We start from the raw sequence: 21,059 nt of genomic DNA on the forward strand, positions 1-21,059 counted from the left end.
CATGACCGACACAGTCACCACCACGCTGGCCACCACTCTGCAGTTGCCCTGCGGCGCAGTCCTGCCCAACCGCATCGCCAAGGCGGCGATGAGCGAGCAGCTCGCCCAGCGCGACGGCACCACCACCGACAAACTGCACCGCCTGTACGCCGTCTGGGGCCGCAGCGGAGCCGGTCTCCTGATCACCGGCAACGTGATGATCGACCGCGACGCGCTCACCGAACCCGGCAACGTGATCCTCGACGATGCCCGCGACCTCGATGGCATCCGCGCCTGGGCCGGCGCCGCCAAAGAGGGCGGCGCACAGGTCTGGATGCAGATCAACCACCCGGGCAAAGTCGCCGTCGCCCCCTTCGACAAGCGGCCCGTCGCGCCGACCGCGATTCGCAGTACCGTCCCCGGGTACAACATCCGGAAGCCGCGGACTCTGACGGCCGGTGACATCGACGTACTGATCGGCCGCTTCGCGCGCACCGCCGAGCTCGCCATGGCGGGCGGCTTCGACGGAGTGCAGATCCACGCCGCGCATGGCTATCTGCTCTCGCAGTTCCTGTCCCCGCTCTCCAACCACCGCGAGGATGCCTGGGGCGGCGACCCCGAGCGACGCATGCGACTCCTCCTCGATGTCGTCAGCGCCGTCCGCGGGACCATCGGCTCGGATCAGCCGATCGCGGTCAAGCTCAACTCCCGCGACTTCACCCACGGCGGCTTCGGCACCGGTGACGCACTCGAGGTCGCCCTCGCTCTTGCGGCCGCCGGTATCGACCTGCTCGAGATCAGCGGCGGTGGCTACGAAGCACCCGCCATGACGGGTGTCGCCCGCGGCCAGGAAGACCGGCCGCACGAGGCCTACTTCGCCGAGTTCGCCGAACAACTCCGGGCGCACACCGATCTCCCGATCATGCTGACGGGCGGGCTGCGTACTCCCGCCCACATGAGCACCCTGGTCAGCAACGGAACCGTCGACGTGATCGGGCTCGGCCGGCCCATGACCTTCGTCCCCAACTACCCGGCCCGCATCCTGGCCGGCGAACGGCCCACGCTCCCCCGCGGCCCCCGCCGTACCGGCTATCGGCCGCTCGACGGCTACCTCGAGCTCGCCTGGCACAACGCCCAGATCCACCGCATCACCGCGGGCAAGACTCCACAGCGTCATCCGGGAGCCCACACCATCGCGCGCGCTGCCACCCGCCTCACCAAGGCCGCCGCCAGACAGGCCACGATCCCCCGCTGAGGTATTACCGTGTGCCCATGAAGCGAACGTTTGCCGCCGTGATCGCGGCCACCCTGCTCGGAACGACGTTCACCGCCACTGCTTCGGCTGCACCGGTTTCACATCCGAAGCCGGTCGTCCGGTGCGAGTTCACCCCGACGCCTGAGAACCCGGCGGCCAAGCCGGTTCGGCTGCCGTCGCCGATCGCGAAGGCGCGCGGCACGGTCGACGTGCTCTTCTTCACCAACTACGGCTCGTTCGTGGTCCGGATGGACCGGGCGAACGCGCCCTGCGGCGTCTCGAACTTCGTGCACCTGGTGAAGAGCCGGTTCTACGACGCCACCCAGTGCTTCCGGCTGACGAACTCGGCCCGGCTCGGCGTCCTGCAGTGCGGTGACATCTACCGCCAGGAGGAGGGCGGACCGGGGTACAAGTTCCCCGACGAGGTCACCGGCAAGGAGACCTACCCGCGCGGCACCGTTGCCTACGGCAACCAAGGGCCCGGGACGAACGGCAGCGAGTTCTTCGTCGTGCACTCGTTCGCCAACATCGCGCCGAACTACACCGTCCTCGGCCAGGTGATCGCCGGCATGCCGACGTTCGACCGGATGGTCAAGGCCGGCATCGCCGACCCCGACCAGGACGGCCCGCCGGTCCGCCCGATCCGCATCCTGAAGGTGCTGTCGCTCTAGTCGGTCGGAGGCTGCCAGGGGTCCGTGCGGGTCATGCCGGCCGCGCGGCCCTTGGCGGAGATGACGAGGGCCATCTTGCGGGAGGCCTCGTCGATCATCTCGTCGCCGAGCATCACCGCACCGCGGGCGCCGCCGGCGGCCGAGGTGTAGTGGTCGTAGGCGTCGAGGATGTTCTCGGAGTGGTCGTAGTCCTCCTGGCGCGGGGAGTAGACCTCGTTGGCGGCGGCGATCTGGTCCGGGTGCAGGACCCACTTGCCGTCGAAGCCGAGGGCGGCCGAGCGGCCGGCCACGCGGCGGAAACCGTCGACGTCCTTGATCTGCAGGTACGGGCCGTCGATGGCCTGCTTGCCGTAGGCGCGGGCCGCCATCAGGATCTGCATCAGGATGTAGTGGTAGGCGTCGCCGACGTCGTACCCGGGCGGCTGCTCGCCGACCACGAGCGACTTCATGTTGATCGAGGCCATGAAGTCGGCCGGGCCGAAGATGATCGTCTCGACCCGCGGCGAGGCGGCCGCGATCGCGTTCACGTTGGTCAGGCCGAGGGCGTTCTCGATCTGCGCCTCGATCCCGATCCGGCCCGGCTCGTAGCCGTGCACCTTCTCGATCTGGGTGAGCAGCAGGTCCAGGGCGACCACCTGCTCGGCGGTCTGCACCTTCGGCAGCATGATGCAGTCCAGGTTCGCGCCGGCGCCGCCGACGACCTCGATCACGTCCGCGTAGGTCCACTCGGTGGTCCAGTCGTTCACCCGGACCACGCGGACCTTGTTCCCCCAGCCGCCCTCGTTGAGCGCCGCCACGATGTTCTTGCGGGCGTCCACCTTGGCGATCGGTGCGACCGAGTCCTCCAGGTCGAGGAACACCTGGTCGGCGTCCAGCCCTTTCGCCTTGGCCAGGAACCGCGGGTTCGACCCCGGGGTGGCCAGACACGACCTTCTGCTTCGCAGCACCTGCTCAGACATTCGCCCGACCTCCTTGGTTACTCACCGGTCACCGGCAGCGTACGGCGAAACGTCGTCACAGTGCCCGGTGACATCGCTCACTGTGACACCCTGGTGCCGTGAACCGCGAGGAGGCTGTGACCGAGATCGCCACCGTCATGAAAAAGGCCGGGCTCGTTTGGCTGACCTGGGGCGGCGGACGACCCGCACCGGCGTGGTTCGCCACGGTCGACGGCCAGTACGTCGTACTGGCGGATGCTGACGGTAGTGCGGAGCAGCCGTTGCCCGGGCTGGCCACGGCGGGTAGCGCGGAGGTCGTCGTACCGGCCAAACCGGCCACCAACCGGCTGTCCAGCTGGCAGGCGACGGTACGGCGGTTGCAGCCGGGGACCGAGGAGTGGACGGCTGCAGCGCTGGTTCTGCGGACCGAACGGCTCAATGCGGCCGGACTGGACACTCAGCTGGAGCGGTGGCGGTCCGAGGCCGACATCCTGGTTCTGGAGCCCACTGGTGAGATCACCGGCTTCAGCGGAGCATCGCCGTACGAGACACCGACTGAGACACCGGCCACCACCAGAGGTCGTAAACCGATCACGCTGCACCGGCGCGTCAGTCGGCGTCGCAAGTTGAGCTGAAGCCCTGCGGGTTAGCCTTCGGTCATGAGTGGACCCACGCGCGTCTATGTCGCACGGCTGGCCGGTCTGCCTGTTTACGACCCCAACGGGGATCAGGTCGGCAAGGTGCGGGATGTGGTCGCGATGCTGCGGCAGGGTACGCAGCCGCCGCGGGTGCTCGGGCTGGTGGTGGAGGTGTTCGCCCGGCGCCGCATCTTCGTGCCGATGACCCGGGTGACCTCGGTCGACGTCGGGCACGTGATCACGACCGGTCTGGTGAACATGCGGCGCTTCGAGCAGCGCGCCACCGAGATCCTGGTGCTGGGCGAGATGCTGGACCGCACTGTCACCGTTCGGGAGACCGAGACGACCGGTGTGGTGTTCGACATGGCCATGGAGCAGTGGCGGACCAAGGACTGGGTGCTGTCGAAGGTGGCGGTCCGCGAAGGCAGCAAGCGGTTCCGGCGTCGCGGGCAGTCGCATGTGCTCGACTGGTCCGAGGTGAGCGGGTTCGCCCAGGTCGAGGAAGGCCAGGGGGCCACGCACATCCTGGCTGCGTTCGACTCGATGCGTGCAGCCGACCTGGCCGCCGTACTGCATGACCTGTCGCCCAAGCGGCGTAAAGAGATCGCTGCGGCACTCAACGACGAGCGGCTGGCCGACGTACTCGAGGAGCTGCCTGAGGACGACCAGGTGGAGATCCTGGCCGGTCTGGACACCGAGCGGGCTGCCGACGTACTGGAGGAGATGTCACCGGACGATGCGGCCGACCTGATCGCCGAGCTGCCGACCGAGACCGCAGAGCGGCTGCTGACGCTGATGGAGCCGGACGAGGCTGAGGACGTGCGGCGGCTGCTCACGTACGAGGAGCGTACTGCTGGTGGTCTGATGACGTCAGAGCCAGTCATCCTGCCGGTGGACGCGACTGTGGCCGACGCACTCGCTCATGTCCGGAATGCCGAGCTCAGTCCGGCACTGGCCGCGATGATCTACGTCTGCCGGCCACCACTGGAGACTCCGACCGGACGGTTCATCGGAGTCGGCCACATCCAGCGTCTGCTCCGCGAACCGCCGTCGGAGCTGGTGTCTGCCGCTCTGGACACCGATCTGGACGGACTGCGGCCGGACGACAGCCTGGTAGCGGTCAGCAAGTACTTGGCGACGTACAACTTGGTTGCGGCACCAGTGCTCGACGACGAGGGCCGACTACTCGGCGCAGTCACCGTCGACGACGTACTGGATCATCTGCTGCCCTCTGACTGGCGCGAAACCGATCACCCGCAGGAGGTGGACCACGATGGCTCGTGATGACCGCAGTACCGACGACCGGCGCTCGCGCAATGCCAACCGCCTGGACATCCCGCGGGAGCTACGCCGCACGATCGCCCTCCGGTCCGCGTACGACGCCGATGCGTTCGGGCGGCTGTCGGAGCGGATCGCGCGGTTCCTCGGCACCGGGCAGTTCCTGGTCTACATGACCGCGACGATCGTGTTCTGGGTGGTCTGGAACATCGTCGCGCCGGAGAACCTGCGGTTCGACACCTACCCGTTCATCTTCCTCACCCTCGCGCTCAGCCTGCAGGCGTCGTACGCCGCTCCGCTGATCCTGCTCGCGCAGAACCGGCAGGAGGCCCGCGACCGCGTCCAGTACGAGCGGGACCGCGACATCGATACCCGGACCCGCGCGGACATGGAGTTCCTGGCCCGCGAGATGGCGTCGCTGCGGATGGCGGTCGGCGAGGTCGCGACCCGCGACTTCCTGCGGTCCGAGCTCAGATCCCTGCTTGCCGAGCTGGACCGCGAGGCTCCTTTGGGGCCGCGCTAATCTCGGTGGCAGGGCAGTGCCAGTGAGGGAAGGCCAGATGAAGACCAGATTCGCTCCCGACAAGAAGCTGAACCGCCGGATGCTCGTGACGAGCTTCCTGCTGGGTCTGCTGTACGTCGGCTTCGTCGCGGCCCTGATCGCGGTGACGAAGAGCGCGGCGATCGCGATCGTGATCGCCGGTGGCGCGCTGTTCGTGCAGTACTTCTTCTCCGACAAGATCGCGCTCTACGCGATGGGCGGCAAGATCGTCACGCCGGAGGAGGCACCGCAGCTGCACGGCGCGATCGACCGCCTGTGCGCGCTGGCCGACATGCCGAAGCCACGGGTCGCGATCGCCGATGTCGACCTGCCGAATGCATTCGCCACCGGGCGCAACCCGAAGAACGCGGTGGTCTGCGTGACCACCGGGATCATGCGCCGGCTGGATGCGGACGAGCTCGAGGGCGTGCTGTCGCACGAGCTGTCCCATGTCGCGCACCGCGATGTGGCGGTGATGACGGTCGCGTCGTTCCTCGGCGTACTGGCCGGGTTGATCACTCGCTTCGGGCTCTACAGCGGGCTCGGCGGGCGGCGGGACCAGAACACGGCCGTCATCGTGCTGACCATCGTCGCGGTCTCGGCCGCGGTCTACGCGATCTCGTTCCTGCTCACCCGCGCCCTCTCGCGGTACCGCGAACTGGCGGCGGATCGGGCGGGCGCCATACTGACTGGTCGTCCATCAGCTTTGGCTTCGGCGTTGACGAAGATCAGTGGGGACATCGCGCGAATACCGTCGCGCGACCTGCGCCAGGCGGAGGCGTTCAACGCGTTCTTCTTCGCCCCGGCCATCTCCGGCAAGGGCGTCTCACTGTCGTCGCTGTTCTCCACCCACCCGCCGCTGGAGACACGCCTCGACCGGCTCGGTGTGCTGTCCCGCGAGCTGGGCGAGCAGGCTTAGGGCTATGGGTTTCCTCGACATCTTGCTCGGCCGCAGCAAAGCGGTCCCGCCGAACCTCGATCAGCTGTTCTCGCTGCCGTCCGCAGCGATCACTCTGGAGACCGCTGGCGGCTACCACCCGACCGGCACCGGATCGGTCTGCTTCAAGTCCGCGGAGGGCGGTGGGTTCACCGCGCTGCGGGCGGAGGTCGACAAGTTACTTGCCCTCGACAACGGAAAGTTCTCCTCCGTCACCGACTCCTACGGCTTCACCTGGCTGGTCCGCGAGACCACTCCGGACAACCTCGAGGGCCTCGTCACCGACCTGCACGGGGTCAACACGTCCCTCGTCGATGCAGGTTTCGGCTCCGCGCTGCTGTGCACTCTGGTGAACTTCAGCAACGGGTCGAAGTCACTCGGCTTGGTCTACCTCTACAAGCGCGGCTCCTGGTATCCGTTCGTCCCGGTCGGCGCCGACCGTCGGGACAACGCATCCGAGCTGCAGATCAAGTCCCTGCTCGGGACCGATCTGCGGCTCGAATCCGATCTCGCTCGTTGGTTCCCCGTTTACGGTGCCCCCGGCCTCTGAACCGCTCGCGGTGCGGTTCCGACCGGGTCGCCGACCGCGCCCCCGCCGTACCGGAGTGCGTACCAGTCGGCGTGACTGTTGAGCTGGGTGAGTTGGCCGTCGTTGTTGAGGTCGACCTGGGCAGCGGTGTCGGTGGTGTCGCCATCACAGTTCCAGTCGATCGGCTGGCCGGCCGGTCCGCTGGTGGTCTGAGTACCACTCGGGCACTCGTAGATGGTGCGCCACTCATCGGCTGAGGGTGTGCCGAGACCGCGCGGCTCGGACAGGCTTGTCTCGCTCAAGGGCGGCAGGGCGAACTCCTGGTAGCCGAAGTACGGGCTGCTGCCGTCGGCACGCAGTACGCCGCGGTTGCTGAAGGCGTAGTTCATCACGCTCAGGTAGTTGGGTTTGAAGTTGGTGGCGTCGGCGCCGCCGTGGTGCAGCCCGAGCAGGTGGCCGAACTCGTGGATGAAGACGCCGGTCCAGGTGTTCTCGGTCGGGTTCGTGCACACCGGACTCATCGCGACGATGGCCAGATCACCCGGTACGCCGAACGCGTAGCCGCCGCAGCCGTTGTTGTACCGGTCCATGTAGAGGAAGTAGTGGAAGACCGCTGCCCGGGCTGCGGTCTGGTGGGTGGCCTTGGCCGCATACACCTGGGACGTATTCAGACTGGCGGCATGGGGCACCTCGTTCCCACCGCCCAGGTTGTACTTCGTTCCTCCGGCCGGTCCGAGGTCGACGTGGAGCCGGATCCCGGTGCTGCCGTTCGGATTCGACACCGGCGCGGTCGCGTAGACCTCGACCGCGCGGTCGAACGCCGTGATCGGTCCGAGGAAGCCGGCCATGTGGTCGACCTCGACGAAGAGATCCTTCTGATCCGGGCTCGCGCCCATCGCCGGTAGGTCGACATCGACGATGCCGTCCCCGTTGGCGTCGTACCCGTTGCGTTCCCAGTCGTCCGGCAGTGCGTCACCGTCGACATCGGTCGCGCTGACGACGGGGGATCTCGGTTCGGCGGGCTGGGCCATCGCGGTGGTGGCGATTCCTGCGACTCCGGCGACGGCGAGGGCGGCGAGCAAGCTGAGTGTGGTCTGGCGGGAGGGCCTCATGCGATCTCCTCAAGGACGGGCGGATCCTTTCGGGACTCACGGTAGCTAGCTGCTGACAACGTTGCCAGCCCTTGCGCCAGACCGGAAAAGGCCGCCACTAAGGGTCGCCTTGCCGGACCTACGTCACATGGACCGTGGTCCGGGGGTTTCCATCGAGCACGTAGCCTTGGGGTATGGCTCCCACTGCTGATCAGGTGACCACGGCTCTCGGTGGTGTGCTCGACCCCGAGATCAAGAAACCGATCACCGATCTCGGGATGGTCGAGTCCGTCGTCGTGCGCGAGGACGGTGTGGTCGCGGTCCGGATCCTGCTGACCGTCGCGGGCTGCCCGATGAAGGACACGTTGCGCCGCGACACCACGGCCGCGGTGAGCAAACTCGAAGGCGTCACGGGGGTCGAGATCGACCTCGGGGTGATGTCGGCCGAGCAGCGCAGCGCACTGCAGACCCAACTGCGCGGTGGCGTGGCCGAGAAGGAGATCCCGTTCTCCCGGGCCGACTCGCTGACCAAGGTGTTCGCGATCGCCTCCGGCAAGGGTGGCGTCGGCAAGTCCTCGGTGACGGTGAACCTCGCCGTCGCGATGGCGCGTCAGGGGCTGTCGGTCGGCGTACTGGACGCGGACATCTACGGGCACTCGATCCCGGCGATGTTCGGTGTCGCCGACGAGCGGCCGACCGCGGTGGACGACATGATCATGCCGGTCCCCGCCCACGGCGTGAAGGTGATCTCGATCGGCATGCTGAAGCCGAAGCGCGACCAGGTGGTTGCGTGGCGCGGCCCGATCCTGGACCGCGCACTCGTACAGATGCTCGCCGACGTGTACTGGGGCGACCTCGACGTCCTGCTCCTCGACCTGCCGCCGGGTACCGGTGACATCGCAATCTCGGTCGGCCAACGGCTGACCAGCGCCGAGGTCATCGTCGTGACCACCCCGCAGGAGGCTGCCGCCGAGGTGGCCGAGCGGGCCGGCACGATGGCCCAGATGGTGCACCAGCGCGTCGCCGGTGTCATCGAGAACATGTCCTTCCTCCCCTGCCCGCACTGCGGTCCCGAACACCGCATCGAGATCTTCGGCAGCGGCGGCGGCACCCGCGTCGCAGAGACCCTCTCGGCCCGCCTCGGCTACCCGATCCCCCTGCTCGGCGAGGTCCCCCTGGACGAGCGCCTCCGCAGCGGCGGCGACCTAGGCCACCCCCTCGCCCTCGCCAACCCCGACACCCCCGCAGCCCAGGTCCTCGAAGGCATCGCCGCCAAACTAGGCGGCAAACCCCGAGGCCTCCTAGGCCGCCAACTAGGCCTCAGCCCCGCCGGCCGCTGACGTCCTCCTGACCAGCGAGCTAGTGGGTGCGTGCGACGCTGGTGGGATGGATGATGGGCCGATTGCGGGGCTTCGGTTGCCGTCGCCGGTGGTTGAGATCGAGGACGAGCGGCTGAGGACTGCCGGGGTTCGCGTCCTGCTGAAGCGGGATGATCTCATCCATCCGGAAGTGCCTGGTAACAAGTGGCGGAAGCTGAAGTACAACATCGCAACCGCTCGGGAGTTGGGGTTCGAGACTCTCCTGACGTTCGGTGGGGCGTACTCGAACCACCTCCGGGCCACCGCCGCCGTCGGATCGTACTGCGGCTTCAGCACGATCGGCGTGGTCCGGGGCGAGGAGCACCTGCCACTCAACGCGTCACTCCGGTACGCCGTCTCGCGCGGCATGCGGTTGGGCTATCTCGACCGAACGACGTACCGGGCCAAATCATCGGACACCGTGATCGAGGCGCTGCATCAGGAGTACGGCGACTTCTATCTGATTCCTGAGGGTGGCAGCAACGCCGCCGCGGTCCGGGGATGTGCAGAGTTGCCGGCGGAGCTGGACGCGTCGGTCGACGTCCTGTTCTGTGCGGTCGGTACGGGAGGGACGCTCGCGGGTGTGGCTGCCGCTATGCGGCCGGATCAGGTGGTGATCGGGGTTCCTGTTCTCAAGGGCGGCGCGTTCCTCGAGGGTGACATCGTTGGGCTGCAAGAGCAGGTGTACGGCGAGCGTGCCGGATCATGGCGGCTCGAATGCGACTACCACTTCGGCGGCTACGCGAAGCGGACGCCTGAGCTGGACGAGTTCATCGACGACTTCGAGACGCGGCACGGCTTGCGGCTGGACTGGGTGTACGAGGCCAAGATGATGTACGCACTGTTCGACCAAGTGACCCGCACTGTGTTCCCGGCAGGCACCACGATCGTGGCCCTGATCAGCGGGACCAGGCCAGCGCAGGCACTCGCGCAGGCGTCGAGTGGCAGGAGATTGCAGCCAGCAATCGATATCCAGCGGCACATTGCTTCCAGTCGGCGACGTACTCCCCACACTCGCTGAAGTCAGGTGGACTCGGGGTCGTAGGGGGGCTTGGCGCCGGCTGGGAGGCGTTGGGGGGCTTCGGCGAAGTCTGTGGAGACTGGTTTGTCGTCGAAGTCGTCGGTGCCTTCGAGGAGGTGTTTGCGGACGAAGTTGCGGGGGTTGAGGTCCTGCAGCTCCAGGTCGGCGAACTCCGGGCCCAGCTCGCTGCGCAGGTCGTTCTGCGCGTTGGAGACCATTCGGCGCACCTGGCGGAGCAGGTTGCCCGCGGTGCGGGCGAACTCCGGCAGCCGCTCCGGGCCGAAGACGAGTACGGCGACGATCGCGATCACGACCAGCTCGAGCGGCCCGATGCCGAACATGCGTTCACCTCACTTCTCGTTCCCCGGCACAGCGTACCCGAGGGGGTGTCAGCCGATCTGCTGGCCGAGCGTCACGGTGGCCTGGCGCGGGCGGCCGCTGCGTTCGTAGACGAGGCGGACGCTCTCGCCTGGTTGATGGGTGCGGATCGCGACGATGAGCGACTCGGCGGTGTCCACCAGCTGCTTGTTGATCTCGGTGATCACGTCGCCCACCCGCAGGCCGGCGCGGGCGGCCGGTGAGCCGGCGGCGACCGAGCTGACCCGGGCACCACCCTCGAACCGCATGTCGACGTTCGCGCCGATCACCGGGTACGTCGCTTTGCCGTTCGCGATCAACTGCTGCGCGGTACGGCGGGCCTGGTCGATCGGGATCGCGAACCCGAGCCCGATGTTGCCGGTCTGCCCTTCCTGGGCGCCACGCACGGCGGCGATCGCCGAGTTGACCCCGATCACCCGCGCGTTCATGTCGACCAGCGGTCCGCCCGAGTTGCCCGGGTTGATCGCCGCGTCGGTCTGCAGGGCGTTGATGTACGACGCCTGGTCCGAACTGTCCCCGGCCGTCACCGGCCGGTTCTTCGCCGAGATGATGCCCGAGGTGACCGTCCCGGCCAGCCCGAGCGGGGAGCCGATGGCGACCACGTCCTGCCCGACGATCGCGAGGTCCGAGCGGCCGAACTGCACCGACGGCGCATCCAGCCCGACCACCTGGACGACCGCGAGGTCATACGCCGGTGAGCGACCGACCAGACGGGCGGTCTGGGACTTGCCCTTCTCGGTGATGATCTGGATCGAGCCGCCCTTGGCGGCGGACTCGACCACATGGTTGTTGGTCAGCACGTGACCCGCGTTGTCGATGACGAACCCGGAACCGGTCGACTGGGAGTTGTCCGAACCCTCGACCCGGAGCTGGACCACGCTCGGCAGCAGGCTGCCGGCCACCGCGGAGACCGAGCCACTGCGGATCTTCGGATCGGTCCCCGTCCCGACCGGCACATCGGGCTGCTTGGTGATCGGCCCGTTGCCGTCGCTCAGCGCGACCACGGTCACGGCGGCACCGCCACCAGCCAGCAGGCCGATGACGAGCGCAACGATCGCAGCGATCAGGATGACGCGGTTGTCGAACTTCTTGGCCGGCTGACCCGGCGTGTACGCGCGGGCCTGCTGCTGATGCCAGTCCAGCGGCGGCGGAGGCACGGGCCCCTGGTAGCCAGGGCGCTCGGTCGGCCAGGCCTGACCCGGGTAGACCGGGCGGAAGGTCGGCTCCTGCGCACCGAAGCTGCGCTGTGTGACCGACCGCATCGGCTGCTGGCCTTCGGGCGGCGCCGGGAGGGCGGGCTGCGGCGTACTGGCCGTCTGGCGGTAGGCCGAGTCACTGCGGGGCGGCGTGAGCGGGGTGCTCCCGGTCCCGGGCGCAGGCGGCGTCAAGCCCGTCAGCGGCGCGCTACCGGGCGCTACCGGGGTGCTCGGTTCGGCGTCGTTGGTGCTCACGTGATCGCCTCACTCGTGGTCGGGAACATCGGCCGGGGCCACTCCCGAGAGTAGCTCCGGATTTGATTATCCCAGCTTGGGGGAAAGCGCACCCATCGGAGTGAGCCACGTCGCGATTCTGGCCAGTCCGCTGCCGATCCGCTGGACCGCACTCAGGCGCACCGGCAGCTCGTGCGGGAAGGACTCGACCACCTTCCCGAGGGCGTCCGGCGGCACGTCCCCGATCAGCGTGTAGACGATCCCGCCGGACGACCAGACGACGTACGACGGCATGCCGTAGCGGACGTAGACGCCGGGTGTCTGCGTCGGGGTGAAGCCGGCCACGGCGGCCGGGTCGAGCGCGCCGCGCTGCTCGAAGACCGAGACGTTGAACAGTCCGTCGGAGTACGAGAACTGGAGTGAGCCGTTGGTGGTGTCCTGGTGGACGTCGTACAGCTTGAGGGCGGCCGGTAGCTCAGGCGTGCAGACCCAGCCCTCGGAACGCAGGTGGTCGACCTTGCCGAGCCCGAGCGGCTCCACACCGCTCGGCGTCATCGGCGGCAGATGCCGGATGAACTGCGAGTCCTCGATCTCGAGCTCGGTGAACACCGTCGCCCGGACCATCGTCCTGCCGTCCACACTGAACAGCTGCCGCTGCAGCAGCAGCCCGGTCGTCTTGTCGATCCAGAACCGCGCAGCGAGGGTCTGATCGTCGCGGAGTGCCTCGACCAGCACCGCCGTCCGCCCGATCAGCTCAGTGCAGCACTTGTAGACCAGCTTGTACGTCGCCTGCAGCAGCGCGAGTGGACCGCCGTCGATGGATGCGTCCGTGCTGGTCGCCCGCTGCACGAACGCCTTGGCGCCCGGCGAGGACGGCGAGCCGACGACACTGATCTCCGAGCCCTGGGAGGCCGCGTGCACGATGTCGAGCATCGCCGAGCTCGCGCCCTGCGGTCCCCAGGCGGTGATGATCTGGGTGCCGTGGTACGAAACCCGGTTCGGCGCTGCTGCGGCGCGCTCGAGCCAGCTGACGGCCTGCGGCGAGTCCTCGCGGTCCACCGCCGGGACCGCGGTGGCGGGCAGGGGCAGGCCGATACCGATCAGGGCGGTGCTGACCAGTACGGCGAGCCGGTTCAGGCTCACGGATCAGCGTCCGGTCAGGGCCACCGGCTGCAGCGTCGAGCTGAACCCGACGTATCCGGACCCGTTGTACGAGTTGAGCACGGCCACCGGGTCTGCGAACGGCGTCCCACCCGTGGTGCTGGCGTGGTCGGACGAGAAGCTGGTCATCGGCGGCTGCAGCGCCGGCGGCTGCTCCGACCGGGCCGGGTCCCCGACGACGAACGCCGTACCGAGTAGTGAGGCGACTGCCGCTGCGGAGCCGGCCGCGCCCAGAACGCCGGTACGGCGGCGGGAGCGGGTCGTCCGGGGTGCTCCCGGGCGGCTGGCGCCGGTGCGGGCCGCCGGGAAGGCGGAGCGCTGTGGGAAGAGCGACGGGGCCGGTGTCAGCACCGGGCGCACCTCTTCACGCGGCTCGGTCGCGAACGACGAGACACCCATCAACCGCTGCATGAGGTCGGTGGACGGGTCGGGCGCCTCGAGGGCGGCCATCCGCGCCTTCAGCCGGCGCTGGGCGTCCACCTCGGCGCGGCAGGTGTCACAACCGACCAGGTGCCCCAGGACCTTGTCCCGCGAGTCATGGTCGAGTTGGCCGTCGACGACGGCACTGAGCTTGTCCATCGGGTGCTGAAGGGTCACCGCCACTCACCTCCGGAACTCTCACCGAGCAGTCCGTCCGTGGACGGACCACTGATCCGGGTCTGACCGGGCCGCGGGGCCCGGTGCTCCAGATGCTTGCGCAACATCGAGCGGCCGCGGTGGATCCGGCTGCGGACCGTCCCGAGCTTCACGTCCAGCACGTCGGCGATCTCGTCGTACGTCATGCCCTCGATGTCGCAGAGCACCACCGCGGCGCGGAAGTCCTCCGGCAACGAGTCCAGGGCGCCCTGCACGTCGTGGTCGAACAGCTCCGCGTTGAGCTTGTCGGCCGGACCGTCGCCCTTGGCCGGCAGCCGGTCGTGCGCGTCCTCCGGCAGGCCGTCGAACCGGATCCGCTGCTTGCGGCGGGCACCGTCCAGGAACAGGTTGGTGGTGATCCGGTACAGCCAGCCCTCGAAGGTGCCGGGGGTGTACGACGACAGCGACCGGAAGACCCGGACGAAGACCTCCTGGGTGAGGTCCTCCGCGTCGTGCTTGTTCCCGGTCAGCCGGTAGGCCAGCCGGTAGACCCGGGCGGAGTGCGTGCGGACGATCTCGTCCCACGAAGGCAGAGTCTCCGGCACCGGCTGGCGCGTGGGCGCCACCGAGGTGTCGAGCGGCTTCACCGCAACGCCTCCCTGGGTCCTCTCGGCAATGAGCGTGAAGGCCATGGTGCCTCGGTCACCGTCCTCTGCGCACGTCGGGAACACCCGGGTTCGACCCTGAGATGCTGGTACGACGGCTCAACGCGGTGCCCCGGCCGGAAGTTCCCGGCCGGTGCCTTCACCTGACAAGACGCGCTGAGAGGCATTTCGGTTGAGTCAGCTCTCCTCGATGACCGCTATCGGGTCACCGTCGCGAACCACTTCGCCCTCGGCCACCTTCAGCTCGACCACGGTCCCGGCCACCTCGGCCAGCACCGGAATCTCCATCTTCATCGACTCGAGGATGACCAGAACGTCCTGCGGCCCCACCGTGTCTCCAGGCTTAGCAGACACCTTCTGCACGTTGGCCACCAGCTCTGCCCACACGGTGTGACTCAACTCGCACTCCTCATCGCAGTCTGCTGCTGATCCTAGGCCTCGGGCTACAGCGCTCGGCGGGCGCGGTACGCCGCAACCCGGGTCCGGCCGGCGCAGGTCGGCGTACAGAAGCGTTTGGGTCGTTTGGGCGTGCTGTTCACGAACACCTGGCGGCAGTCCGCCGCAGCGCACTCCGCCAGGGCGCCGAAACCGTGGCTGGCCGCAAACCCGGCCAGTGCGAGGGCGGTCTGCGCCGCGAGCCACTCCGCCCAGCCGGCGTCCGGCTCGGCGACGTGGAGGTGCCACGGTGTGCCGTCGTGCTCGGTCAGATACGGCCGCACGGCGTAGTCGCGCAGTAGTCCGTTGAGCAGCCGGGCGGCCTCGGCGGGTTCCGCTCCGAAGACAGGCCTCAGCCGCTCGCGGACCGCGTTGATGCCGGCCAGTTCGGGGTGGGTGATCTCGATCGGCTCCGGCTCGTCGTGCGCCCGCAGGAAGGCTTCCGCCGACTCGACACAGGGCAGTTCGCCCTCGTTGACCAGGTCGACGGCGACCCGCACCATCCGCTCCATGGCCCGACTGTAACGGGATTGATGCAGTAACGCGTAACAGCCTAGGTTCGGTTACATGCCGCTCGCCTACTACCTCGCTGCCACCTCCGCACGACTCGGGGACGAGATGGTGGCCTTCACGCTGGTGTTGCTGGTGCTGGACCGGACGGGGAGCGCCGCACTGGCTGGAGCGACCGGAGCCGCCTACGCGTTGCCAGCGGTGCTGACCGGGCCCCTCCTCGGGGCATGGCTCGACCGGACGCGATACCGCCGTACGGCGCTCGCCACGAACCAGGCCGTGCTCGTCGTGGTGATGCTCGCACTGCTCGCCGCTGTCGGCCATACGCCGTCGTGGGTGACGCCTGTGCTGGCTGCGGTTGCCGGAGCAACGCTCCCGATGGTGTCCGGGGGTTTCACCACCATCCTGCCGCGACTCGTTCCGGCCGAGCTCCTGCCGCGGGCCAACTCGCTGGAGGCTGCCAGCTTCGGCGCCGCCACAATCGCTGGACCGGCCACGGCGGCAACTCTCGCCGCAACCGTGTCGGTCGAGGCTGCCGGGGTGGTGATTGCGGTCACCGCTGTGGTCAGCATCCTCGCGATCGGCCGGCTGCCGGCTCTCCCAGCGGGCACTGCGGCTCCGCTGTTCAGCTCTGCGATCGCAGGGATCCGGCACCTGGTTCGGACACCGCCATTGCGCGCTTCGACCACGACCACCACCCTGCTCGCCGGTGCGATGGGCATGCTGCTGATTGCTCTGCCTCTGCACGTCCCCTCGCTGCGGGTACCGAGCTCAGCTGCTGGCTACCTGTGGACTGCTGTCGAAGTGGGCAGCGTCTGCGTCGCACTGCTGTCGAGCCGTCTCCAGACCCGCTGGCGACCGGAGCACATCGTGATCGCCGCCGCTGCCGCCTACGGCGTTGCCTTCGCCTTCTGGCCGCTCGCAGGATCGTTCGCCGTCCTGATGGTGCTGGCGGTGCTGACCGGCGCGGTCGAAGGGCCGCTGTTGCCGGCCATGTTCGCGGCCCGGCAGCGCTACAGCCCGGCCGAGCTCCAGGGCCGGGTCGGGACCACCGCCGCCAGCCTGCGGGTCGGCGCCGCCGCGCTCGGCCAGGCGGCCGCCGGACTGCTGGTCTCGTCGATCGGAACTCGCGGCATCCTCTTCCTCGTGGCCGCACTGCTGGTGTCCGCCGCCGGCCTCGGGATCGTCGTGGGTGGGGTTAACCCCCGTCGAGGTTCGGGGGTTGGCCGGATGTCGTCGAAGCCCTTGAATACATAGCGTTCTGGCCATGAACCTCACCGCCTTCTTGGCCAGCACAGTCCTTGCCGTCTCCCCCACGTTTCCTGCCGCGCAGCTGCAGCAGATCGTCGATTCCGGCGGGGCCTCCACCGCCGTGCTGCGCGTGGATGCCCAATCAGGTGCTGCCGGACCGGTCACACCGAATGCGTACTTCCGGATCGGGAGTGTCACGAAGACATTCGTGGCGACGGTGGTCCTGCAGCTGGTCGACGAGCAACGGGTTCGGCTCGACGATCCGATCGCGCGGTACCTGCCAGGCGTCGTACCGGACGGTGAGCGCATCACTGTGCGGCAGGTGCTCGACCACACGAGTGGGATCTACGACTACGCGCACGATCCGGGGTGGTCGACCAATCGGTGGCGGGGTGCTGATCGCTTCCGGCACTACGAACCTTCACAGCTGCTGGAGGTTGCGTTCAGTCACCCGCCCTACTTCCCACCCGGCACCGGGTGGCACTACTCGAATACCAACTACATCGTGGCCGGACTGCTGATCGAGCGCGTCACCGGTCGTTCGTACGGCGCCGAGATCAGCAGACGGATCCTGAGACCGCTGCGGCTGACGCAGACGAGCCTGCCCGGCGACAGGCCCGGTCTGCCGTCACCGCACGCGCCCGGCTACACCTCGGTCGACGGCAAACTGGTCGACGCGACGCTGATGAACCCGTCGCTGGACTGGGCGGCCGGCGAGATGATCTCCACGACGGCTGACCTCAACCGGTTCTTCGACGCGCTGTTCGCGGCGCGGCTGACCAGCAAGGCCGCACTGGCCGAGATGCGGCGCTACGTCCCGGCCACCGACCTGTTCGAGTACGGCCTGGGTCTGCAGCGGTTCCGGCTGCCTTGTGGGACCACGGTCGAGGGACACAGCGGCCAGATCCTGGGCTACACGACGTACTCGACCCACTCGGGTTCCACCCACGCCACGTTGTCCTACAACCCGCTGCCCGGCGGTGATGCGTCGAGCGCGGTGATCGGGGTCTTCACGGCGATCTACTGCGATTGACCCACATCGGTGTGACATTCAGAGGTGGCATCGCATCGAAAGGGGTGACGCCAACCGAGGAGAACGATGCCGAATCGCAGTGGGTCGGGAACGGAGCAGGAGTTCGAGGAGTTCGCACAGGCGCGGGCTGCTCAGCTCTACCGCTCGGCGTGGTTGCTGTGCGGTAGTCACCACCAAGCAGAGGACCTCGTCCAGGAGACGCTCGCCAAGATCTATGCGCGGTGGCGGCGGCCGTTCGGCCGGATCGACAATCCGGCGGCTTATGCGCAGACCACGCTGACCCGGACGTTCCTCGGCGGGAGGCGGCGCCGGAGCAACGACGAGAAGCCGTACGCCGACGTACCGGAGCAGCTGGTCGACGATCCGGCGGCCCGGGCGGACGTCCGGCTGGCGCTCCGGGCGCTGCTGGCCGAGCTGCCACCTGCCGATCGCGTGGTGCTGGTGCTGCGCTACCTCGAGGACCTCAGTGTCGACGAGGTCGCCGATCGGATGGGTGCCTCGCCGGGAGCAGTGCGCAACCGCAGTATGCGCGCACTCGAACGGATCCGCGGGCTGGCCGACGACTCACTGAGGATCGGGAAGGACTGACATGTACGACGACAAGACAGCCACTGACGACCGCGTCACGACGCTATTCCACGACACCACGGCGGACGTCGAGGTGGATGTCGCGGCACTGGTCCGCGGCGGTATCGTCCGCGGCCGCGCCAAGCACCGCCTGCACACAGCCGGTACGGCGTTCGCCGCAGCGGTCGGCGTGGCCGGGATCGTAGGAGTGGCACTGACCGTCGCCCCCGGACTGGGCAGCGGTGGCAGCGGGATCGCCCCGGCCAGTGCCCCTGCACCGGCCACCAGCACCACGGCGAAGCCGGACCAGCCTAAGAACCTGCCGGCGGGCAAGCCCACCAACGCGCCGCCGCCGGCGACTGCCGACATCCCCGTCAAAGCGGCCGATCTACCTGGGCTGTTCACCCGGATCTACCCCGGCAAGGTCACGCCGGCCGAGATGCGGACCGGCCGGATCATGGACCACGGCCGGCAGGCCCAGATCGCACACTTCCTCTGGAAGGGCCACATCACGACCGTCAGCTTCACCGCTTACCACGGCACGCCGGCCGAGGCGTGCGAGGCGGCCCGCCAGGACGCGAAGCTCGCAGGCCGCCCGCCGATCACCTGCACCGAGCGACCGGACGGATCATTCCTGTACTCGGCGTTCGGGCAGGAGCCCGCAGTGGACGGCGGCGGCAGCGCGAACATCGCCACACTGCTCACTCCAGACCACTACGCGATCGAGATCCTGTCGTACACCTACGCCCGCAAAGGCGGTCCCAACCTGAGCGCGAAGCCGCCGCTGACCCAGGAGCAGCTCAAGCAGGCGGTCACCAGCCAGGCCTGGTTCTAGCCGCCGAGGCCCGGCCGCTTCGTGCGGCCGGGCCCGGCTCAGCTCAGAACGGGCAGGTCGATCGGTACTCCTCGACGGTTGTGCTCGCGCCCGGTCCGGGGCAGATGAACTGCTCGTAGCGGGTGTCGTCGTCGACGAAGCGCTTCAGCCAGGAAATGCTGTACTTCGCGACCGTCGTGTTCGGCGAGGTCGGAGCGGAATGGCTGGCGTTGTTCAGCTCCAGGTACGCCTTGTCGAGGGTGGCCGGCAGGCTGGTGTAGAACGGCTCGGAGTGGCTGCTGACCGGGGCGACGGTGTCGCTCTCGGCTCCCACGACCAGGGCCGGCACGGACACCTGTGACCAGTTCTTCGTGGTGTTCCAGCCGGCCAGCGGGACGATGGCCTGGAGTGCCGGCCGGTCCTTCGCGGCCTCGAGGGAGCCTCCGCCGCCCATCGAGTGCCCCATCGCGCCGAGCCGGCTCGCGTCGATCCGGGTCCGGACGGAGCTGGTGGTGGTGAGGTAGTCCAGCGCTGCCAGCAGTTGGTCACCGCGGCTGGCAGGTGAGTCGTAGCGGGACAGGGTGTCGATCGTGATGATCACGAAGCCCTGCGAGGCCAGCCGTGGTCCCAGCCAGGCGACGCTCGACTGAGTCGCGGTGAAACCAGGTGAGATGGCCACCGCACCGAAGGTGCCTTCGCTGGTGCTGGTCGGGTAGTAGATGGTGCCGCCACCGAAACCGCGCGCCCCGGAGGCCGGGACGGTCACCGTCGCGGTGGCGAACGGGCCTTGCGGCGCTTCGATCGTGGCGTTGGTCGGAGCCGGACCGCGCTCGTACGGATTGGCGGCCACCGAGGCGGCTTGGCCGGTCGTTGGGGACAGTACGGCGGCGGCGAACAGCGTTGCGAGGAAGATCTGCAGCGGACGGCGGCGGAAAGCGCGCACGGCAACTCCTTCGGTGGATCGGGCGGCTGAACCGCCTCTCCACCACCGGCCTACTCGGTGGTACGGCGGCCCACGGCGCCCAAGGTAATCACTCGACTACCCTGGGTCAACGCCGTGCACCGAAGATCCGTGCACTGTTCAGGACAAGATCACCGAGCGGGTCAGGCTGCGCGGCTGGTCGGGGTTCAGGCCGAGGGCGAGCGCCTTCGCAACCGCCACGCGCTGGGCGACGACCAGCGAGGCCATCGGGTCCAGCTCGGCGTGGTGCACGATCGTGGCGCCGGTGGCGGCGACATCGTCGAGCAGGCCCGCCGGCGGCTCGCCGAAGACCCACACACCGCGGCCGGGCTGCGCGATCGCGATCGGGCCGTGCCGGTAGTCCATCGCCGGGTAGGCCTCGGTCCACGCGGAGGCCGCCTCGCGCTGCTTCAGGGCCGCTTCGTGGGCCAGACCGACGGTCCAGCGGGTGCCGACGTACGTGACCTGCTCGAGCTTGGCCAGTTCGTCCACGTCGATGCTCAGAGCGGTCACCGCATCCGCAGCGGCCTGCTCGAGATCCTGACCGAGAGATGCGCGCAGCAGCGCCAGCGTGGTGGTCGCGAAGCGGGTTTGAACAACGGACTGCTCATCGGCGAAGTCCAGCATGATCACGTGATCGGCCAGCTCGACGATCGGCGACCCCGGGGTCGCGGTGATCGCCACGGTCGGTACGTCGGTCGACCGGATCAGGTCGAGCACCTCGGTCGTCGTACCGGACCGGCTGATCACGACCACGGCGTCGTACCCGCGGTCCTTGGGGAACTCCGAGCCGGCGAACGCGTCCGTCTCGCCCTGACCGAGGTCCTCGCGCAGGGCGGCGTACGCCATCGCCATGAACCAGGAGGTGCCACAACCGACCGCCGCGACACGCTGACCGGCTTTGGGCAAAGCGTCACCGTACTGCGCGAAACTGCTGCCGATCCGGCGCCAGAGCTCAGGCTGGGTGGCGATCTCAGCGGTCACGAAAGGGCTCTCATCGGGCGTCTGGGTCATGTCGTCTCCGCACTTGTCATGGTCGAAA

General features: G+C 68.5%; 24 protein-coding genes. 13 read left to right on the top strand and 11 right to left on the bottom strand.

Annotation, left to right across the window (positions count from 1 at the left end):
- The first annotated feature begins 1 nt into the window (after position 1).
- Together ACFCV3_RS27580 and ACFCV3_RS27585 are read left to right on the top strand one after the other, a co-directional pair.
- Complete coding sequence (locus tag ACFCV3_RS27580) at positions 2-1,234, top strand: NADH:flavin oxidoreductase (RefSeq protein ID WP_376034593.1); 1,233 nt, start codon at positions 2-4, stop codon at positions 1,232-1,234.
- 17 nt (positions 1,235-1,251) lie between these two features.
- Entirely contained in the window at positions 1,252-1,905 is a 654-nt protein-coding gene (locus tag ACFCV3_RS27585) for a peptidylprolyl isomerase (protein ID WP_376034595.1), read from the top strand.
- On the opposite strand, the gene ACFCV3_RS27590 is transcribed toward ACFCV3_RS27585, so the two are convergent.
- Positions 1,902-2,864 (bottom strand): HpcH/HpaI aldolase/citrate lyase family protein, encoded by a 963-nt coding sequence (locus tag ACFCV3_RS27590; protein WP_376034597.1) that lies wholly within the window; start codon positions 2,862-2,864, stop codon positions 1,902-1,904. The genes ACFCV3_RS27585 and ACFCV3_RS27590 overlap by 4 nt on opposite strands.
- A 98-nt stretch (positions 2,865-2,962) precedes the next feature.
- Between ACFCV3_RS27590 and ACFCV3_RS27595 the strand changes: the two genes are divergently transcribed.
- Genes ACFCV3_RS27595 through ACFCV3_RS27615 form a run of 5 tightly spaced genes read left to right on the top strand, consistent with a single transcriptional unit; the run spans position 2,963 to position 6,787 of the window.
- Entirely contained in the window at positions 2,963-3,478 is a 516-nt protein-coding gene (locus ACFCV3_RS27595) for a hypothetical protein (RefSeq protein WP_376034599.1), read from the top strand.
- Positions 3,479-3,502: 24 nt separating this feature from the next.
- Positions 3,503-4,765, top strand: a complete 1,263-nt coding sequence (locus ACFCV3_RS27600) for a magnesium transporter MgtE N-terminal domain-containing protein (RefSeq protein ID WP_376034601.1) — start codon at positions 3,503-3,505, stop codon at positions 4,763-4,765.
- The gene (locus ACFCV3_RS27605; RefSeq protein ID WP_376034603.1) at positions 4,755-5,282 is read left to right on the top strand and encodes a DUF1003 domain-containing protein; all 528 of its coding nucleotides are present in this window, start codon (positions 4,755-4,757) and stop codon (positions 5,280-5,282) included. The genes ACFCV3_RS27600 and ACFCV3_RS27605 overlap by 11 nt, the downstream gene beginning before the upstream one ends.
- A gap of 37 nt (positions 5,283-5,319) precedes the next feature.
- A complete protein-coding gene (gene htpX, locus ACFCV3_RS27610; protein ID WP_376034605.1) occupies positions 5,320-6,219 on the top strand; it encodes a zinc metalloprotease HtpX in 900 nt (299 codons plus the stop codon).
- Positions 6,220-6,223: 4 nt separating this feature from the next.
- Positions 6,224-6,787: a hypothetical protein gene (locus tag ACFCV3_RS27615; RefSeq protein ID WP_376034607.1), complete on the top strand. Its 564-nt coding sequence runs from the start codon at positions 6,224-6,226 to the stop codon at positions 6,785-6,787.
- Here ACFCV3_RS27615 and ACFCV3_RS27620 read toward each other — a convergent pair.
- Positions 6,766-7,878 (bottom strand): hypothetical protein, encoded by a 1,113-nt coding sequence (locus ACFCV3_RS27620; protein ID WP_376034609.1) that lies wholly within the window; start codon positions 7,876-7,878, stop codon positions 6,766-6,768. The two genes, ACFCV3_RS27615 and ACFCV3_RS27620, sit on opposite strands and share 22 nt — an antisense overlap.
- A 173-nt stretch (positions 7,879-8,051) precedes the next feature.
- On the opposite strand from ACFCV3_RS27620, the gene ACFCV3_RS27625 reads away from it, so the two are divergent.
- On the top strand, positions 8,052-9,197 hold the full coding sequence (locus tag ACFCV3_RS27625; protein WP_376034611.1) for an Mrp/NBP35 family ATP-binding protein: 1,146 nt from the start codon (positions 8,052-8,054) through the stop codon (positions 9,195-9,197).
- A 46-nt stretch (positions 9,198-9,243) separates the two neighbouring features.
- Positions 9,244-10,236 (top strand): 1-aminocyclopropane-1-carboxylate deaminase/D-cysteine desulfhydrase, encoded by a 993-nt coding sequence (locus ACFCV3_RS27630; protein WP_376034613.1) that lies wholly within the window; start codon positions 9,244-9,246, stop codon positions 10,234-10,236.
- A gap of 2 nt (positions 10,237-10,238) precedes the next feature.
- On the opposite strand, the gene ACFCV3_RS27635 is transcribed toward ACFCV3_RS27630, so the two are convergent.
- The 7 genes from ACFCV3_RS27635 to ACFCV3_RS27665 form a co-directional block, all read right to left on the bottom strand.
- On the bottom strand, positions 10,239-10,577 hold the full coding sequence (locus ACFCV3_RS27635) for a sec-independent translocase (RefSeq protein WP_376034615.1): 339 nt from the start codon (positions 10,575-10,577) through the stop codon (positions 10,239-10,241).
- 48 nt (positions 10,578-10,625) lie between these two features.
- Positions 10,626-12,065, bottom strand: coding sequence for a trypsin-like peptidase domain-containing protein (locus ACFCV3_RS27640; RefSeq protein WP_376034617.1), 1,440 nt, complete (start codon positions 12,063-12,065; stop codon positions 10,626-10,628).
- Between the two features lie 66 nt (positions 12,066-12,131).
- Positions 12,132-13,187, bottom strand: a complete 1,056-nt coding sequence (locus tag ACFCV3_RS27645; RefSeq protein WP_376034619.1) for a sigma-E factor regulatory protein RseB domain-containing protein — start codon at positions 13,185-13,187, stop codon at positions 12,132-12,134.
- Between the two features lie 3 nt (positions 13,188-13,190).
- The gene (locus ACFCV3_RS27650; RefSeq protein WP_376034621.1) at positions 13,191-13,802 is read right to left on the bottom strand and encodes an anti-sigma factor family protein; all 612 of its coding nucleotides are present in this window, start codon (positions 13,800-13,802) and stop codon (positions 13,191-13,193) included.
- The gene (gene sigE, locus ACFCV3_RS27655; protein WP_376034623.1) at positions 13,799-14,473 is read right to left on the bottom strand and encodes an RNA polymerase sigma factor SigE; all 675 of its coding nucleotides are present in this window, start codon (positions 14,471-14,473) and stop codon (positions 13,799-13,801) included. Before sigE ends, ACFCV3_RS27650 begins: the two co-directional genes overlap by 4 nt.
- A gap of 150 nt (positions 14,474-14,623) precedes the next feature.
- Positions 14,624-14,845: a biotin/lipoyl-binding carrier protein gene (locus ACFCV3_RS27660; protein WP_376034625.1), complete on the bottom strand. Its 222-nt coding sequence runs from the start codon at positions 14,843-14,845 to the stop codon at positions 14,624-14,626.
- Positions 14,846-14,889: 44 nt separating this feature from the next.
- A complete protein-coding gene (locus ACFCV3_RS27665; RefSeq protein ID WP_376034627.1) occupies positions 14,890-15,393 on the bottom strand; it encodes a CGNR zinc finger domain-containing protein in 504 nt (167 codons plus the stop codon).
- A gap of 55 nt (positions 15,394-15,448) precedes the next feature.
- On the opposite strand from ACFCV3_RS27665, the gene ACFCV3_RS27670 reads away from it, so the two are divergent.
- The 4 genes from ACFCV3_RS27670 (at position 15,449) to ACFCV3_RS27685 (ending at position 19,077) form a co-directional block, all read left to right on the top strand.
- On the top strand, positions 15,449-16,648 hold the full coding sequence (locus tag ACFCV3_RS27670) for an MFS transporter (protein ID WP_376034629.1): 1,200 nt from the start codon (positions 15,449-15,451) through the stop codon (positions 16,646-16,648).
- A gap of 10 nt (positions 16,649-16,658) precedes the next feature.
- On the top strand, positions 16,659-17,675 hold the full coding sequence (locus tag ACFCV3_RS27675) for a serine hydrolase domain-containing protein (RefSeq protein WP_376034631.1): 1,017 nt from the start codon (positions 16,659-16,661) through the stop codon (positions 17,673-17,675).
- 66 nt (positions 17,676-17,741) lie between these two features.
- Positions 17,742-18,263 (top strand): SigE family RNA polymerase sigma factor, encoded by a 522-nt coding sequence (locus ACFCV3_RS27680; RefSeq protein WP_132410257.1) that lies wholly within the window; start codon positions 17,742-17,744, stop codon positions 18,261-18,263.
- A 1-nt stretch (position 18,264) separates the two neighbouring features.
- Positions 18,265-19,077, top strand: a complete 813-nt coding sequence (locus tag ACFCV3_RS27685; RefSeq protein WP_376034634.1) for a hypothetical protein — start codon at positions 18,265-18,267, stop codon at positions 19,075-19,077.
- 43 nt (positions 19,078-19,120) lie between these two features.
- Here ACFCV3_RS27685 and ACFCV3_RS27690 read toward each other — a convergent pair whose 3' ends face one another.
- Both ACFCV3_RS27690 and ACFCV3_RS27695 read right to left on the bottom strand, forming a co-directional pair.
- Entirely contained in the window at positions 19,121-19,999 is an 879-nt protein-coding gene (locus ACFCV3_RS27690; RefSeq protein ID WP_376034636.1) for an alpha/beta hydrolase, read from the bottom strand.
- Between the two features lie 138 nt (positions 20,000-20,137).
- Positions 20,138-21,031, bottom strand: coding sequence for an SIS domain-containing protein (locus tag ACFCV3_RS27695; RefSeq protein ID WP_376034638.1), 894 nt, complete (start codon positions 21,029-21,031; stop codon positions 20,138-20,140).
- Between the last annotated feature and the right edge of the window lie 28 nt (positions 21,032-21,059).

The sequence above is a fragment of the Kribbella sp. NPDC056345 genome (assembly GCF_042262745.1).
Classification (GTDB): Bacteria; Actinomycetota; Actinomycetes; order Propionibacteriales; family Kribbellaceae; genus Kribbella.